A 14,152-nucleotide genomic window follows, 5' to 3' on the forward strand; every position below is an offset into this window, starting at 1 on the left:
GATCAGGCGGTGACGGCGCGAAGTGCCTGACGGCACAGGTGATCGGCCCGGCGGGTGGTTTCCGGCTGACGGTAGCGCGGGGTGAGCGCGAGCACCTGGGTGCATGCGGTGTCCAGGTCGATGAGATGTCCGACCGAGACGAAGACCGGTTTGACGCCGCGCCGCGTGCGCAGCGCGCGCCCGACGACTTCGCCGTCGATCGCGATATCGCTGCCTGCGCCGCGCTCCGGACCGGGCTCGGCGTAGTCGCCCCACGGTGTCTTGGCTACGCCGATCGTCGGTGTGCCCGTGAGGATTCCGACGTGGCAGGCCAAGCCGAAGCGGCGCGGATGTGCGAGTCCATGGCCGTCGCAGATCAGCAGATCCGGTGTGGTACCGAGCTTTTCGAGTGCCGTGAGGGTTATCGGCAGTTCACGGAAGGACAGCAGGCCCGGCACGTAAGGGAAGGTGACCGAGCCGTGCGCTACCGCGGTATCGACGGGACCCAGTGTGGCACTGTCCAATACGACGACGGCTGCGGCGGCGATCCCGGTTTCGTCGTCGTAGGCGGAATCGAGTCCGGCCACGGTGCGGAAATGCGGTTTATGTGGGTCGGTCGTAATCACCAATGGCCGCAACGCATCCTGGATCGCCATGGCCTCGTCCGCGGTGGTCGGCCAATCCGTGGGGGCGGTAACCCTCACGCGCTCACCAGGCTTCGGCGGCGAGCTTATCGATGGCCGCGCCGGTGAGCCGGTAGCCGACCCATTCGTTCTGCGGTTCGGCGTCGATGGATTTGTAGAACTCGATGGCGGGCGTATTCCAGGTCAGCACGGCCCAGTCGACCCGGCTGTAGCCCTTGGCGGCGGCCTCCTCGGCGAGCGCCGCCAGCAGCGCCTTGCCGTAACCCTTGCCGCGGGTCTCCGGTTTGACGTACAGGTCCTCCAGGTAGATGCCGTGTACGCCGGTCCAGGTGGAGTAGTTCAGGAACCAGATCGCGCAGCCGACCACACCGGTTTCGTCTTCGACGACGTGGGCGAAAACCGCGGGCGACGGCCCGAACAGCGCGGTGTCGAGTTGCTCGGCGGTGAGCGTGCACTCCGCGCGGGACTTCTCGTACTCGGCGAGATCCTCGACCAGGCCGAGCATGGCGGGTACATCGGCGGGGGTGGCGCGTCGGATCTGGCCGGTGCGGGTCATAGTGCGGCTCCATGGTTTGCGGGAACTAGGTTGTGCGCCAGGATGGTTCGGTCGTCGTGTTCGTAACCGAGCACGGTGATCGCGGCGGTCGACATGGCGAAGCGCCGCCCCTCCCGGATATCCAGCTCGGCCCAGCGGGCGATCAGCGCCCGGGAGAAATGACCGTGGCCGACCAGCACGATATCCCGGTCCGCCAGTGCGGGTTCGACCGATGCCAGCACCCGATCGGCACGCGCACTGACCTGTGCGGCCGTCTCGCCGCCCGGCACGACTCCGGTCCAGATGGTCCAGCCGGGATCGTGCGCACGGATCTCGACGGAGGTCTGCCCCTCGTAGTCGCCGTAATCCCATTCGGCCAGATCGTCGTCGACGACGGTATCGGTCAGCCCCGCGAGCGCCGCCGTGCGCACCGCGCGATGACGCGGACTGGTGAGCACCAGCGGGTCGCGCAGCTTCAGCTCGCCGAGTAGCCCGCCCGCGGCGCGAGCCTGCTCCGCACCGCGCTCGGTGAGCGGCAGATCGGTGCGGCCGGTGTGGCGCCGCTGGCTGGACCAGGTGGTTTCGCCGTGCCGGAGCAGGACCAGTCGGGCGTCGTCGCGTGCGGACATGGCTAGTCCGCCGCCCCGAATCCTTTGCCGGTCGTCAGTGCCTCGATCGTCATTTGCCTGGCCGGCAGTAGGTGCGGCCGGGTTTTTGGGCGTTCCCGATGAGTTACCCATGTTCTTACTAAATCAGTAATCACGAGCCCAGTGCGAACATCTCGGCGCCACGTCTTTCCAGCACGGTTGTGCCGAGGACGGCCAGCGAGATGGGCGAGCCGTCGTAGCCGGGGCGGGCAACCGGAATGCGCGACACCTCGGTGCCCGAAGTGGGATCGAGGACCGCGATGGCGCCATCGACCGGCACGAGTAGTCGGCCCGCCATGAAGACGGGACTGCCGAGTGCGCCGGGGGCGGCCCAGATCGGATCGAAAGTGCCCGCGTTCAAGGCGATCAGGCTGTTGCCGGTGAATACCAGGAACAGCGAACTGATCCGAGTGGTTGTCGTCTTATCGCTCAGCGGTGCGGAAAGTTGGTGCACCACAAGCGCATTCCCGGTGCCGTCGAAGACCTCCAGCCGCGGTGAAATCGCCTCGGCGGTCGCGGTCGCGGGCGTATCCGGCAGGTAGAGCACGATTCGGTTGTCGGACACCGCGATTACCCGCCCGTCGGCAGAGTCCGCACCGGATCCGTTGAGCACATGCGAGCCGTACTCCTCGGGCACCGTATTGTCCTTCGGCGCCGGATTGAGCACGCTCAGCCGGTTGGACGGATCTTCGGGGCAACGTTCGAGGACGGCGAGCCGGGTGGAGCTCGAACTCGACGAGATCAGCTTGCAGCCCTTGCGCGGTTGGGTTTTCACGTTCACGGGTGCGTCGACGTAACCGTATTCGAGGGTGCGCACCAGATCCGAGCGCCACATCTCCAGCCGCCGCGGGCCCTGGGCCAGCACATAGGTGCCGTCGACCGATAGCTGCACGGTCGGGTCCATATAGCTGCTGCGGGCGGTCCGGCGGGAACCGTCCTCACCGGCCAGCAGCGTGGCCTGGCTGCAGCCGCGCTGATCCTTGTACACCGCGATCACCGTGCCGAACTGCGACTCCACGCCGCACAGGGGTAGGTCGCGCCGGTAGTGCCACACTTGCGCACCGGTACGCGGATCGTGTCCGGTGACCGTGCCATCCGCGCCTGTCACGACCGTGCCCGCGGCCACCAGCGCCCGGTTCGCCGCGGGGTCCGGCGCATGCCACAGTTCGCGCAGGCTCGTCGGAACCTGATCGGCGGCCGCGGGAGTGGAAACCGGATGTTCCGCCGTCACCGATTCGGTCCCCCTGGCATCACTGCGCGCCCACACGACCGCCGCCGCGATCACCACGACCACGGCGATCGCGACTGCGGAGATGATGTCGGCGCGCGTTCGCCGCTCGGGTGCGAGCACGTTTGCGAGACTACAACGTGTCGCCCGGGGGATGCGATCGGTCTCGCGTGGACGTTCGCCGACGTATGACGGCCGCAGCCGCTTTCAATGGCGCTCACCTGCCGGTATTTCCACGTTCGGCGACCCGTTGCCGCGAGCCAGGCGACCGTGCATCGGACGCGTCCGCGTCGCCGCGGCTGAGACGCCACGGGCGCGCCTGTCCATGACAGACGCGCCCGTGTATCGGACTATGCCGAGGCGGTCACCGTTTCGGGAGCGGTGTCCGCGGTCGCTTCGCCGGCAGCCGCTTCGCCTGCGCCCGCCTCGCCCGCGGGCTTGCGACGGCGGCGCCGACGGCGTGCGGGCTGATCGGTGGTTTCGGCGTCATCGGAATCGCTGTCCGAGTCCGACTCGGCGGTCACGCCGTTTCCGTTGTCTCCGTTGTCTTTCGACTCGGTGCCGTTCTCGGTGCCGTCTTCGGTGGCACCGGCGGACCTGCGGCGGCGACGGCGGCGACGCGCGGGCTTGTCCGCCGTCTCATCGTCGGTCGCATCGTCGAGCGGGGCTGCGGGGGTTTCGGTTTCGGCTTCATCGGTCTCGATGCCGTTGGTTTCGCCGTCGATCGGCTGACCCGCGCGGGTGCGGCGACGATTGCGCTTGCGTGGCGTGCGAGCGGGGCGCTCGACCACCTCGGCGTCCTCGTCGCGGACCGGCTTCGGCTTGCGGATCGTGCCGGTCACACCCTCCGGAATGCCGAGGTCGGAGAACAGGTGCGGGGACCGCGAATAGGTTTCGACCGGATCCGGGATGCCGAGACCGAGGGCGGTGTCGATGGACGCCCAGCGGTTCAGTTCGTCCCAGTCGATCAGCGTCACCGCGACACCGGTGCGGCCGGCCCGGCCGGTGCGCCCGATCCGGTGCACGTAGGTCTTCTCGTCCTCCGGGCACTGGTAGTTGATGACGTGGGTGACATCGTCGATATCGATGCCGCGCGCCGCGACATCGGTCGCGACCAGCACATTGATGGCGCCCTTGCGGAACTTGGTGAGCGCCTTCTCCCGAGCGATCTGCCCGAGGTCACCGTGTACGGCGCCGACGGCGAAGCCGCGGTCGGCCAGATCATCGGCGACCTTCTGCGCGGTGCGCTTGGTCCGGGTGAAGATCATGGTCGCGCCGCGGCTCTCGGCCTGCAGCACCTTGGCGACCAGCTCGCTCTTGTCCAGCGCGTGCGCACGGTAGACGAACTGCGCGGTGCGGTCGTGCACGGCGGAATCGTGCGGTTCCTCGGCGCGGATATGCGTCGGCCTGGTCAGGAAGGTCCGGGCCAGGGTGATGATCGGGCCCGGCATGGTGGCCGAGAACAGCATGGTCTGGCGCTGCGTCGGAACCATGCCGAGAATGCGTTCGATATCGGGTAGGAAGCCCAGGTCCAGCATTTCGTCGGCCTCGTCCAGGACGAGCACGCCGATCTTGCCGAGGATCAGATGGCCCTGATCGGCCAGGTCCATGAGTCGGCCGGGCGTACCGACGACGACGTCCACACCGGAGCGCAGCGCGGCGATCTGGGACTCGTACGGGCGGCCGCCGTAAATCGAGAGCACACGCAGCTGGCCCTGGTGGTTCTTCAGGTACTTGCTCGCGTTCTCCAGATCCTGGGTGACCTGGATGCAGAGTTCGCGCGTCGGCACGATGATCAGTGCCCGCGGGGTGCCGTCCAGCGGGGTCGTCCCCGTATCGGCGGTGGCGATCCGGTGCAGCAGCGGCACACCGAATCCGAAGGTCTTACCCATACCCGTGCGGGCCTGACCGATCAGGTCTTCGCCGGCGAGTGCCAGTGGCAGGGTCAGTTCCTGAATTGCGAATGTGCGTTCGATTCCGATCTCGCCGAGTGCTCGCACGATTTCATCGCGAACCCCCAATTCGGCGAATGTCGGAGCGGTGTGGGTTTCGTCCAGTTCGGCGGTCAGTAGCGTATCCGCCAGACCAGGTTCCTGTTCGACAGTGATCTTGCTCAGGTTCGTGCCTTTCCTCGTTATCGCGTCACGCGCGCACGAGGTGTGGGGCGGACCGGCCGGCCCGCGACAACCACATATCCGCCTGTGATACTCACCTCGGCCACTGCCCTGATGTCTGCGGGAGCTCGTCGTTTCGGCAGCTGACCTCGGCAGATATCGGCGCGGCGCAAGGGTGATGCGGATCTGGTGCGCGCACATATTCCCGGACTTCGAAAACCTCGTCGGCGACACTCGGGCGACCGTACGATCCGGCGACTCGACGGACGAAAATTTCCGTTGTCCGCAGAGATTGTAGCGTGATATTGTGCTGGGCTCGAATTCGACGTAACAGACCGCTGCCGTAGCGACTGCTTGCAGGTCGCTCGAAATGGTCGGTAATTCCGGACAAAATGCGCGGTTTCCTTGCGTTGACCGTCGACGTACGCTGCGCGACATGGCAATTCATCTGGCGCGTCGAATCTGGCACACTCTCGAACCCATCCACGATGTCGTGTATTTCGGCGCGGGCGTCAAGCAGGCCGGAGTTGCGCTCGGACTGCGCGGATTCTGGCAGACCTACTTCGCGTTCCGAGCCGCGCCACTCGGGGCGGTGGGCGCGGGCGCGGTACTGGCGACCTTCGCCGGATTCCATCCGGACATGGTGGCCAAGGCGGTGCCGGATGCCTGGGCCCGTGCGACGCCGGAGGCATGTCTGCAGGCCCGGCTCGCCTTTTCGGTCGGATTGTTGCGCGGGGCCGGAGCGGGTGACGCCGATTGCGCCCGTGCCGCCCAATTGCTCGAACCGGTGGCGCGCACGGCCGATCCGACCGGCCGCCCGTTGTATGCGGCGAATGCGGAATTGGCGCTGTCGGCCGATCCCGTGGCCGCGCTGTGGCAGCTCACGACCACGCTGCGCGAACATCGCGGCGACGGACATGTGGCGGCCCTGGTCGCCCACGGTCTGTCCGGGTCGCAGGCGCTGGTGCTGCAGGTGGCGGCCGGTAAGTCGCCCGAATCGGTGATGCGGCCCGCGCGCGGCTGGCCGGAGCGGGAATGGTCCGATATCGCCGACGAGTTGCGTGCCAGGGGTTTGATCGTGGGGGAGCCGATCAGTCCGGAGTTGACCGGCTCCGGCGCCGAATTGCTCGAACGAGTGGAGGCCGACACCGACGAGGCTGCGTGGAACGGCGCACTGGCGGCGCTCTCGCAGGACGCCATCGCCGAGCTGACCTACTTGCTCGAACCGTTGACGAAGCGTGTTCAGGAGAGCGTGGTGCCGCCGCTCAATCCGATCGGCATGAGGCGGGGTTGAGCGGTGCCCGATTGCTCACAAATCGGAGCTGCCTGTTACCGCCGGTAACGGGATGTGAGACATTCTCGAGGTGAGTTTCACCGACACCGTCACCATCGCGGCGCGCAACGCCTGGGCGCTGACCTTCGGCCAGGGCGTCGAGGCGCCGGATCCCGCCCCGTCGACGGTGCTGTGGGACGAACCGCATCGGCAGCTGCGTCGCTTCGAGGGTACCGGATCCGCCGCTGCCGCAACGGATTCGGCGGTGCTGCTGGTGCCGCCGCTGGCCGCACCCGCGAGCTGCTTCGATCTGCGTCCGGATCAGAGCCTGGCCCGATTCCTGCTGGAGACGGGCCGGGCGCCCTACGTCGTCGACTACGGCGAGATCAGCTTCGCCGACCGGCGGATGGGCTTCGAGACCTGGATCGACGAGATCCTGCCCGAGTCGATCCTGCGCACCTGCGCCGATCGCGACGGCCGTCCGGTCGATCTGGTCGGCTGGTCCATCGGCGGCACCCTCGCACTGCTGAGCGCGGCCGCCCACCCCGAACTGCCGATCCGCTCCATCACGGCGGTCGGCTCGCCGCTGGACTACGACAAGATGACCGGCATTCCGCAGGTGCGCGCGGTGGCCAAGCTGACCGGCGGCATCGCCACCTCGACCGCGGTGCGCGCAGCGGGCGGCATTCCGGCCACGCTGACCCGAATCGCCTACAAGGTCACCGCATGGGACCGCGAACTCACCCGCCCCTGGTTCGTCGCGAGCAATATCGCGCGCACCGAAACCCTGGCCAAGATGGAGTCCATCGACCGATTCATGTCCGAGATGCCCGGCTATCCGGGTCGCTTCTACGGCCAGCTGTGGGGCCGCCTGATCTTGAACAACGACATCGGCCGCGGTGTCGTGAAACTCGGCAAGCGCCGCATCGAATTGGCCGACGTGACCGCCCCGGTACTGCTGGTCGGCGGACCCGCCGATGTCATCACCCCCGCCGCCGCGGTGGCCGCCGGGCAGCGCATCCTCACCGGCGCGCAGTTCGTTCGCTACGAAACCGCACCCGGCAGCCACCTCGGCATCCTCACCGGCGAAACCGCGCGCGACACCACCTGGACCTATCTCGACAAGTTCCTGTCCGAGCTGTCCTGAACAAACGACGCTCCCGATGTTCGTCGGGATGACGGCGACATGTAACGGGATGACGGTGTCACGTAACAGACCGGGACTAGGCTGTGTCGACATGGGAGCACAGTCACCTGCAGCGGTAGGGGTTTCGTTGTCCGGCTCGTTCATTTCCGCCGACGATACGGGCGTGAACGACCTGTTCGCGGTGCTCGCCTATGGTGAGATCTCCGCGTTCTACCGGCTGGCCGAGGAGGCCAAGCTGTCGCCGACGCTGCGTGGCAAGGTTGCCGTCGCGAAGATGGCCGCCGCCGAGATGCGGCACTTCGAAACCCTGGAGTCCGCGCTGGCCCAGCGCGGTGTGGATATCTTCGACGCGATGGCGCCGTTCGTGCGCGCACTGGACGCGTACCACGACTCCACCGATCCCTCCACCTGGCTCGAGTCGATGGTGAAGTTCTATGTCGGTGACGGCATCGCCGCCGACTTCTACACCGAGATCGCCGGTGCGCTGTCTCCCGAGGTTGCCGCCGTGGTCCGGGATGTACTCGCCGAGACCAGCCACTCCGAATTCGTGGTGGAGGAGGTGCGCCGCGCGGTCGCGACGAGCCGCTCCGAGCGTGACCGGCTGACGCTGTGGGGTCGGCGACTGCTCGGTGAGGCGATCACCCAGGCGCAGTACGTGATGGCTCAGCGCGACGAACTCACCGAGCTGGTGCTCGCCGCGACCGGTGACCTCAACGGCATTGCCGCGCTGTTCGAGCGCATGCAGGCCAGCCACGCCGAACGCATGGCCGTCCTGGGAATCTGATTACTCGTTGACCGCGCGGACCAGTCGCAGGCCGGGTGATTGCGCCTGCGCCTGGTCGGTGAGCCAGACGACGATGCACTGATCCTTATCGGCGTTCAGTGCCTCGAACCGGATATCGATATGGCCGTACTCCGGGTGGTCGAACCGCATCGTGCCCGAGACCAGGTCGTCGATATGCTGTGGCTGCCAACGGCTTTCGAACTCCGGATAGGCGAGCAGCGCGTCGATCAGCTCGAGCAGCCGATGCTCGCCCGGCCAGCGGATCGTCGCGCGGCGCAGTACGGCCGAGAAGATATCGGCCACCTCGTCCCAGTTTCGCAGCACCTGCTTGGCGCGCGAATGCGCGAAGGTGAACCAGGCCAGATTCACGACCTCTGGATTGTCGAGCAACCCAACGGGTTTCGCGATGTTCTCCCAGGCCGGATTCCAGCCGAGCACATTGAGCCGCCGCCCGATCACGAAGGCCGGGGTGGGATGCAGTGCGCGCAGGATGGTCTCGATCGCGGGCGTCGGCTGCTCTTCGACGGATTCGGTGGTGGGACAGCGGGATTCGTTACTCGAAGTGACGGCGAGCCAACCGAAGTGGTGGCGGTCCTTACCCTCGATCAGCAGCGCCTGCGCGAGCGCGTCGATGACCGCGGGCGACGGATTGGTATCGCGGCCCTGCTCGAGCCGGGCCAGATAGTCGGCGCTCACCCCGGCGCGCACCGCGACCTCTTCGCGGCGCAGTCCCGGCGTACGGCGGCGACCGCCCTCGGAAAGTCCCACATCCGCCGGCCGCAATTGGGCGCGGCGGGCGATGAGGTATTCCGCGAAGGGATTGGCTGCCATACGTTTCATCGTGCCCCGTCCTGGGATGGTTATCCGCGCCCTGACGGGTCCAGGATAACGGCGGTCTGGCTAGCGGACCACGGTCCGGTCATGGTTTATGGCATGACATCTTCCGCTGAATCCACCACCACGCTCACCCCGGGCTCCTGGGCCCTGGACGCGATGCATTCCCAGGTCGAGTTCACCATCCGCCACCTCGGCATCTCCAAGGTCCGCGGCCGCTTCAACAAGTTCGAGACCGAGTTCGTCGTCGACGACAACGGTTTCGCCACCCTCGGCGCCACCATCTACCTCGACTCCTTCGACACCGGCAACGCCGATCGTGACAACCACGTCCGCACCGCCGACTTCCTCGATGTCGCCAACCGCCCCACCCTGAGCTTCCGTGCCGTCGAGCCTGTTCAGATCACCGAATCGTTCGAGGTCGAGGGCGAGGCCACGCTCGGCGGGATCACCAAGCCGGTCACCCTCGATGTCGAGTGGGGCGGCGTCCAGGTATTCGCCGGAACCGGCGACCGGCATGCCGGCTTCTCCGCGAGCGGCACCATCAAGCGCACCGACTTCGGCGTCGGCGGCCCGCTGCCCGGCATGCTCAGCGACACCGTCAAGGTCGAGCTGGAAATCCAGCTCATCGAGCCCAAGTAGCATTTTTTCGCTCTGAGCGCAGGCGGGCGTGCTACCGGCTACGGGGTGCTGCATTAGCCTTGAATTCGACAGCACACAGGACTCTAGGTTCGGAGGTTGGCCGTGGAGGTCAAGATCGGTATTTCGGATAGCCCGCGCGAACTCGTCATCAACAGCGGGCAGACCCCGGACGAGGTCGAGGCGCTGGTGTCCGGTGCGCTGGGCGGCGAGGGCGGCGTCGTCGCGCTCACCGACGAGAAGGGCCGCAAGTTCCTGATCCAGGCCTCGAAGGTCGCCTACGTCGAGATCGGCGCCGCCACCGGCGGTCGCGTCGGCTTCGCGGCGGTCTGAGCCGAACCGCGACGCAACAGACGAGAGCCCCCGCACTCGGGCGAGTGTGGGGGCTCTGCTGCCTCGATGCTCGATCAGTGGATCGGATGCAGCGGAACGTGCGACAGACCGCCCCATGCCAGCGCGACGGTCGTGTCGACCGCCTCTTCCTTCGGAATCGGCCGATCCGCCTCGAGCCAGTACCGTGCGGTGAACTGGCTGGTGCCGACCAGTCCGACCGCGAGGATCCTGGCCCGGTAGGGATCCAGACCGGAATCGTGGGCGACCAGGTCGAAGACCGCGTCCACGCAGGCCTCGGTGGCCTGCTCGACCCGGCGCTGCACCTGCGGCTCGCTGATCAGATCGGATTCGAAAACCAGTCGGAAGCCCTGCATTTCGTTGTCGACGAAATCGAAGTAGGCCTGTACCGCGGCGCGCACGCGCTGCCGGTTGTCGGTGGTCGAACGCAGCGCCTGGCGCACACTCGACACCAGCATGTCGACGTAGTTCTGCAGCACCGCCAAGTAGAGCTCGAGCTTGCTGGCGAAGTGCTGATAGAGCACCGGCTTGCTCACTCCTGCGCACTGTGAGATCTCGTCCATACCCGCGGCGTGGTAGCCGCGCTGGACGAACACCTCACTGGCGGCCGCGAGTAGCTGTTGACGACGCTCGTCGCGCGGAAGCCGGGTACCGCGCTTGGTCGGCGCCATGGCATCGGAGGACGCTTTGCGGGACGTCATCCGGTCCACGAGGTCAGTCATTTTTCGGCTCTCCCAGTCGATGCCCCGGCAAATTGGGGTGTACACCGGGTATCCCATGAACGATACCCGTTTGTATCTCGTCTGCCGATCGGGGCCGCAGATGCAGTCCACTCGGTGAGATATATCGCACCGCTGGCGACTGCTCGCAGGTCGCTCGAAAGGGTCGGCATCAGGCGTGGAGAACTGCTGGGTGAGGGGTATTGCGCCCTGTGAGACGCTGGTTGACGTGACCGACCGACCGGAAAGACCCTCCGGCGCCGGACGCAGTGCGTATCGCCGGGCTGGCTCCACCGCGTCCGGTTCCGTAGTCTCGGGCTCTGTGGAAAGGCCAGGCCCCGAGGTGCGTACGGGGGCAGCCACCCGAAACGGTGTCGCTGCCCGAGACGGCGCCGAGGGTGAGATCGAATGGAGATCCGGTTCGCCACCGCAGGATGAGAATGGTGTCGAGGTCTATGACCCGCTCGGCTTACGCGAACCAATGGTCGACCGTTCCTATCAACCGCTGCGGGCCCGCTGGGATCCCACCGCACCCGATGAGAGTCGTTCCCGCGCACCGAGACCCGAGCGTGACACCAAGAAACAGAGCGCGGTCGGTCGTTTCATCCGGACCTATGGTTGGCGTGCTTACGCACTTCCCGTACTTTTCGTGGTGACGGTGCTGGTGATCGTGGACGCGGTGCGCGGGGGCACCGATCCGGCCAATATGGCAGGCGGGGCACCGGGATTCGGACGATTGAGCCCGCGCGCGGCATCCGCGGGAATCATCGGCGCACCGCCCGGCGACGGCCACTTCCCGACGAATCTGCCGACCGGCGCGCTGCCCGACGGCGGACCGTTCACCGAAACCGGTACGGGCACATGGCATCTGGTGCCGGGGACCACCGCGCAGGTGGGCACCGGATCGGAATTCCAGTTCAAGTACACCGTCGAAATCGAGGACGGCGTGGACACTTCCGGATTCGGCGGGGACGAATCCGTGGCCAAGCTGGTCGACAGCACCCTCGGCAATCCCAAGAGTTGGGCGCACGACACCAAATTCGCCTTCCGGCGCATCGATCACGGCGAACCGGACTTCCGCATTTCGCTCGCTTCCCGCGAATCCGCGCGCAAGGCCTGCGGTTTCGACATTCCGATCGACTCCTCCTGCTTCAATGCCGATCTGCGGCGAGTGGTCCTTTCGGAGGTGCGCTGGGTGCGCGGTGCGCTGGCCTTCGAGGGCGATATCGGTTCCTATCGGCAATACCAGGTCAACCACGAGGTCGGCCATGCCATCGGCTACCACCAGCATCAGCCGTGCGAGACCGACGGCGGGCTCGCGCCGGTGATGATGCAGCAGACCTTCGGCACCAAGAACAACGACATCGCCGCCCTCGATCCCGACGGTGTGGTCCCGATGGACGGTAAGCGCTGCCGCTTCAATCCCTGGCCCTATCCCCGCGGCTGAGATATTGGCAGCGCCTTCGGCGCTGCGTGTTCGCGGCCCCCTGGTGTCTCGCGTCCGAGCCGTCGAGACTCGCGACTTCGTCGCATGCGCTTCGACGGCTCGGACGCGAGACGGGCCGCGAACTCCTCGCTCGTAAGGCTCGCTGCGTCGTTGTCGAGTGAGTGTGCAGGTCGGCGCCTGGGTATACCCGCTCAGGGGGTCGGGTTGGTGGTGCGAGAGCATGGTCGGGAAGAACGGCCCGATTGTCGGTGTTGAGTAATAAGGCGCTGAGCCACCACAGTGCGATCGGCCAATTGATTCGAGGAGCCCTGGACGTGTCATCACCGAAGTCCCTGCCGCCGCTGGTCGAACCGGCCGCGGAGCTGACCAAGGACGAGATCGCCCGCTATAGCCGTCATCTGATCATCCCGGACCTGGGTGTGGACGGGCAGAAACGGCTGAAGAACGCCAAGGTGCTGGTAATCGGCGCCGGCGGGCTCGGCTCTCCCGCGCTGCTGTATCTGGCGGCCGCCGGTGTCGGCACGCTCGGCATCGTCGAATTCGACGAGGTCGACGCTTCCAACCTGCAGCGCCAGATCATCCACGGCGAATCCGACATCGGCCGCCCGAAGGCCGACAGCGCGCGCGATTCCATCCTCGAGATCAACTCCGGCATCGAGGTCCGGCTGCACAAGATCCGCTTGGAGCCGGAGAACGCCGTCGAGCTGTTCGCCGAGTACGACCTGATCGTCGACGGCACCGACAACTTCGCCACCCGCTACCTGGTCAACGACGCCGCGGTGCTGGCGGGCAAGCCTTATGTCTGGGGCTCCATCTACCGCTTCGAGGGCCAGGTGTCGGTCTTCTGGGAGGACGCACCGGACGGCCGCGGCATCAACTACCGCGATCTCTACCCGGAGGCCCCGCCGCCCGGCATGGTGCCCTCCTGCGCCGAGGGCGGTGTCCTCGGCGTGCTGTGCGCCTCCATCGGTTCGATCATGGTGACCGAGGCGATCAAGCTGATCACCGGCATCGGCGAACCGCTGCTCGGCCGTCTCATGGTCTACGACGCACTGGATATGAACTACCGGACCATCAAGCTGCGCCGCGATCCGGAGCGTCAGCCGATCACCGAACTGATCGACTACGAGGCGTTCTGCGGTGTGGTGTCCGAGGAGGGCCAGGCCGCGGCCGCGGGTTCGACGATTACCGCGCGCGAGCTCAAGGAGCTGCTGGACGCGGGCAAGGAAATCGAGCTCATCGACGTACGCGAACCCGTCGAATGGGACATCGTGCACATCGAGGGCGCCAAGCTCATCCCGAAGGATCGGTTCCTCTCCGGTGAGGCGCTGTCGGATCTGCCGCAGAACCGTCCGATCGTCTTGCACTGCAAGACCGGCATCCGCTCGGCGGAGGTGCTCGCGGTCCTGAAGAACGCCGGTTTCGCCGACGCTTCGCACGTGCAGGGCGGCATCGTCGCTTGGGCGAATCAGGTCGACAAGTCACTGCCGGTCTACTAGACCGGGTACTCGTGCCGAGAGGTTGCTTCGCGGCGCAACCACCACGGAGCGAGTCTTGCGAGCGGGGAGTTGGCGGCCTTTCTCGCGTCCGTGTCGTCGAAGCGCATGCGCTGGAGGTAGGGGCCTCGACCGTCCGGCGCGTACACATCGGTGCCGAACGATCCGCTATCACCGACCACCACGGAGCGAGTCTTACGAGCGACCCGTTCGCGGCCCGTCTCGCGTCCGAGTCGTCGAAGCGCATGCGACGCAGTCGCGAGTCTCGACGGCTCGGACGCGAGACACCAGGGGGCCGCGAACACGCCGCGCCGA

At 66.6% G+C, this 14,152-nt stretch carries 14 protein-coding genes; 7 read left to right on the forward strand and 7 right to left on the reverse strand.

The genetic code is table 11. The features are described 5' to 3' along the window. Positions 1 to 2: 2 nt before the first annotated feature. From ACQPYR_RS08570 to ACQPYR_RS08590, 5 genes are all read right to left on the reverse strand, one after another. Entirely contained in the window at positions 3 to 683 is a 681-nt protein-coding gene (locus ACQPYR_RS08570; protein ID WP_433629671.1) for an endonuclease V, read from the reverse strand. Positions 684 to 687: 4 nt separating this feature from the next. Further along, the gene (locus ACQPYR_RS08575) at positions 688 to 1,179 is read right to left on the reverse strand and encodes an N-acetyltransferase family protein (RefSeq protein WP_433629674.1); all 492 of its coding nucleotides are present in this window, start codon (positions 1,177 to 1,179) and stop codon (positions 688 to 690) included. Next, positions 1,176 to 1,787: an acid phosphatase gene (locus ACQPYR_RS08580; RefSeq protein WP_433629677.1), complete on the reverse strand. Its 612-nt coding sequence runs from the start codon at positions 1,785 to 1,787 to the stop codon at positions 1,176 to 1,178. Before ACQPYR_RS08580 ends, ACQPYR_RS08575 begins: the two co-directional genes overlap by 4 nt. Positions 1,788 to 1,917: 130 nt before the next feature. Further along, positions 1,918 to 3,156 carry an Rv3212 family protein gene (locus ACQPYR_RS08585; protein WP_433629680.1) on the reverse strand — a complete coding sequence of 413 codons (1,239 nt, stop codon included), beginning with the start codon at positions 3,154 to 3,156 and terminating at the stop codon, positions 1,918 to 1,920. 227 nt (positions 3,157 to 3,383) lie between these two features. Beyond that, a complete protein-coding gene (locus ACQPYR_RS08590; RefSeq protein ID WP_433635066.1) occupies positions 3,384 to 5,171 on the reverse strand; it encodes a DEAD/DEAH box helicase in 1,788 nt (595 codons plus the stop codon). Between the two features lie 412 nt (positions 5,172 to 5,583). On the opposite strand from ACQPYR_RS08590, the gene ACQPYR_RS08595 reads away from it, so the two are divergent. From ACQPYR_RS08595 to ACQPYR_RS08605, 3 genes are all read left to right on the forward strand, one after another. Beyond that, complete coding sequence (locus tag ACQPYR_RS08595; protein WP_433629683.1) at positions 5,584 to 6,441, forward strand: SCO6745 family protein; 858 nt, start codon at positions 5,584 to 5,586, stop codon at positions 6,439 to 6,441. A gap of 70 nt (positions 6,442 to 6,511) precedes the next feature. Then, the gene (locus ACQPYR_RS08600) at positions 6,512 to 7,567 is read left to right on the forward strand and encodes an alpha/beta fold hydrolase (RefSeq protein WP_433629686.1); all 1,056 of its coding nucleotides are present in this window, start codon (positions 6,512 to 6,514) and stop codon (positions 7,565 to 7,567) included. Positions 7,568 to 7,658: 91 nt separating this feature from the next. Beyond that, on the forward strand, positions 7,659 to 8,351 hold the full coding sequence (locus ACQPYR_RS08605) for a ferritin-like fold-containing protein (RefSeq protein WP_433629688.1): 693 nt from the start codon (positions 7,659 to 7,661) through the stop codon (positions 8,349 to 8,351). On the opposite strand, the gene ACQPYR_RS08610 is transcribed toward ACQPYR_RS08605, so the two are convergent. Further along, a complete protein-coding gene (locus tag ACQPYR_RS08610) occupies positions 8,352 to 9,182 on the reverse strand; it encodes a helix-turn-helix transcriptional regulator (RefSeq protein ID WP_433629691.1) in 831 nt (276 codons plus the stop codon). Between the two features lie 102 nt (positions 9,183 to 9,284). Between ACQPYR_RS08610 and ACQPYR_RS08615 the strand changes: the two genes are divergently transcribed. Then, positions 9,285 to 9,827 carry a YceI family protein gene (locus ACQPYR_RS08615; protein WP_063041154.1) on the forward strand — a complete coding sequence of 181 codons (543 nt, stop codon included), beginning with the start codon at positions 9,285 to 9,287 and terminating at the stop codon, positions 9,825 to 9,827. A 102-nt stretch (positions 9,828 to 9,929) separates the two neighbouring features. After that, on the forward strand, positions 9,930 to 10,157 hold the full coding sequence (locus ACQPYR_RS08620) for a DUF3107 domain-containing protein (protein ID WP_433603372.1): 228 nt from the start codon (positions 9,930 to 9,932) through the stop codon (positions 10,155 to 10,157). Between the two features lie 74 nt (positions 10,158 to 10,231). Here ACQPYR_RS08620 and ACQPYR_RS08625 read toward each other — a convergent pair whose 3' ends face one another. Beyond that, positions 10,232 to 10,897: a TetR/AcrR family transcriptional regulator gene (locus tag ACQPYR_RS08625; protein ID WP_433629694.1), complete on the reverse strand. Its 666-nt coding sequence runs from the start codon at positions 10,895 to 10,897 to the stop codon at positions 10,232 to 10,234. Between the two features lie 319 nt (positions 10,898 to 11,216). On the opposite strand from ACQPYR_RS08625, the gene ACQPYR_RS08630 reads away from it, so the two are divergent. Both ACQPYR_RS08630 and moeZ read left to right on the forward strand, forming a co-directional pair. Continuing rightward, positions 11,217 to 12,341, forward strand: a complete 1,125-nt coding sequence (locus ACQPYR_RS08630) for a DUF3152 domain-containing protein (protein WP_433629697.1) — start codon at positions 11,217 to 11,219, stop codon at positions 12,339 to 12,341. 314 nt (positions 12,342 to 12,655) lie between these two features. Beyond that, positions 12,656 to 13,840: an adenylyltransferase/sulfurtransferase MoeZ gene (moeZ, locus tag ACQPYR_RS08635; RefSeq protein ID WP_387299143.1), complete on the forward strand. Its 1,185-nt coding sequence runs from the start codon at positions 12,656 to 12,658 to the stop codon at positions 13,838 to 13,840. The last annotated feature ends 312 nt before the right edge of the window (positions 13,841 to 14,152 follow it).

It is taken from the genome of Nocardia sp. CA-120079, from assembly GCF_050955745.1.
Classification (GTDB): Bacteria; Actinomycetota; Actinomycetes; order Mycobacteriales; family Mycobacteriaceae; genus Nocardia.

What these genes read in the sequence shown, in the direction of transcription:
- ACQPYR_RS08625 (WP_433629694.1), bottom strand. Translation starts at nt 10,897, where the DNA reads ATGACTGACCTCGTGGACCGGATGACGTCCCGCAAAGCGTCCTCCGAT.
- ACQPYR_RS08605 (WP_433629688.1), top strand. Translation starts at nt 7,659, where the DNA reads ATGGGAGCACAGTCACCTGCAGCGGTAGGGGTTTCGTTGTCCGGCTCG.
- ACQPYR_RS08615 (WP_063041154.1), top strand. Translation starts at nt 9,285, where the DNA reads ATGACATCTTCCGCTGAATCCACCACCACGCTCACCCCGGGCTCCTGG.
- ACQPYR_RS08595 (WP_433629683.1), top strand. Translation starts at nt 5,584, where the DNA reads ATGGCAATTCATCTGGCGCGTCGAATCTGGCACACTCTCGAACCCATC.
- ACQPYR_RS08575 (WP_433629674.1), bottom strand. Translation starts at nt 1,179, where the DNA reads ATGACCCGCACCGGCCAGATCCGACGCGCCACCCCCGCCGATGTACCC.
- ACQPYR_RS08580 (WP_433629677.1), bottom strand. Translation starts at nt 1,787, where the DNA reads ATGTCCGCACGCGACGACGCCCGACTGGTCCTGCTCCGGCACGGCGAA.
- ACQPYR_RS08610 (WP_433629691.1), bottom strand. Translation starts at nt 9,182, where the DNA reads ATGGCAGCCAATCCCTTCGCGGAATACCTCATCGCCCGCCGCGCCCAA.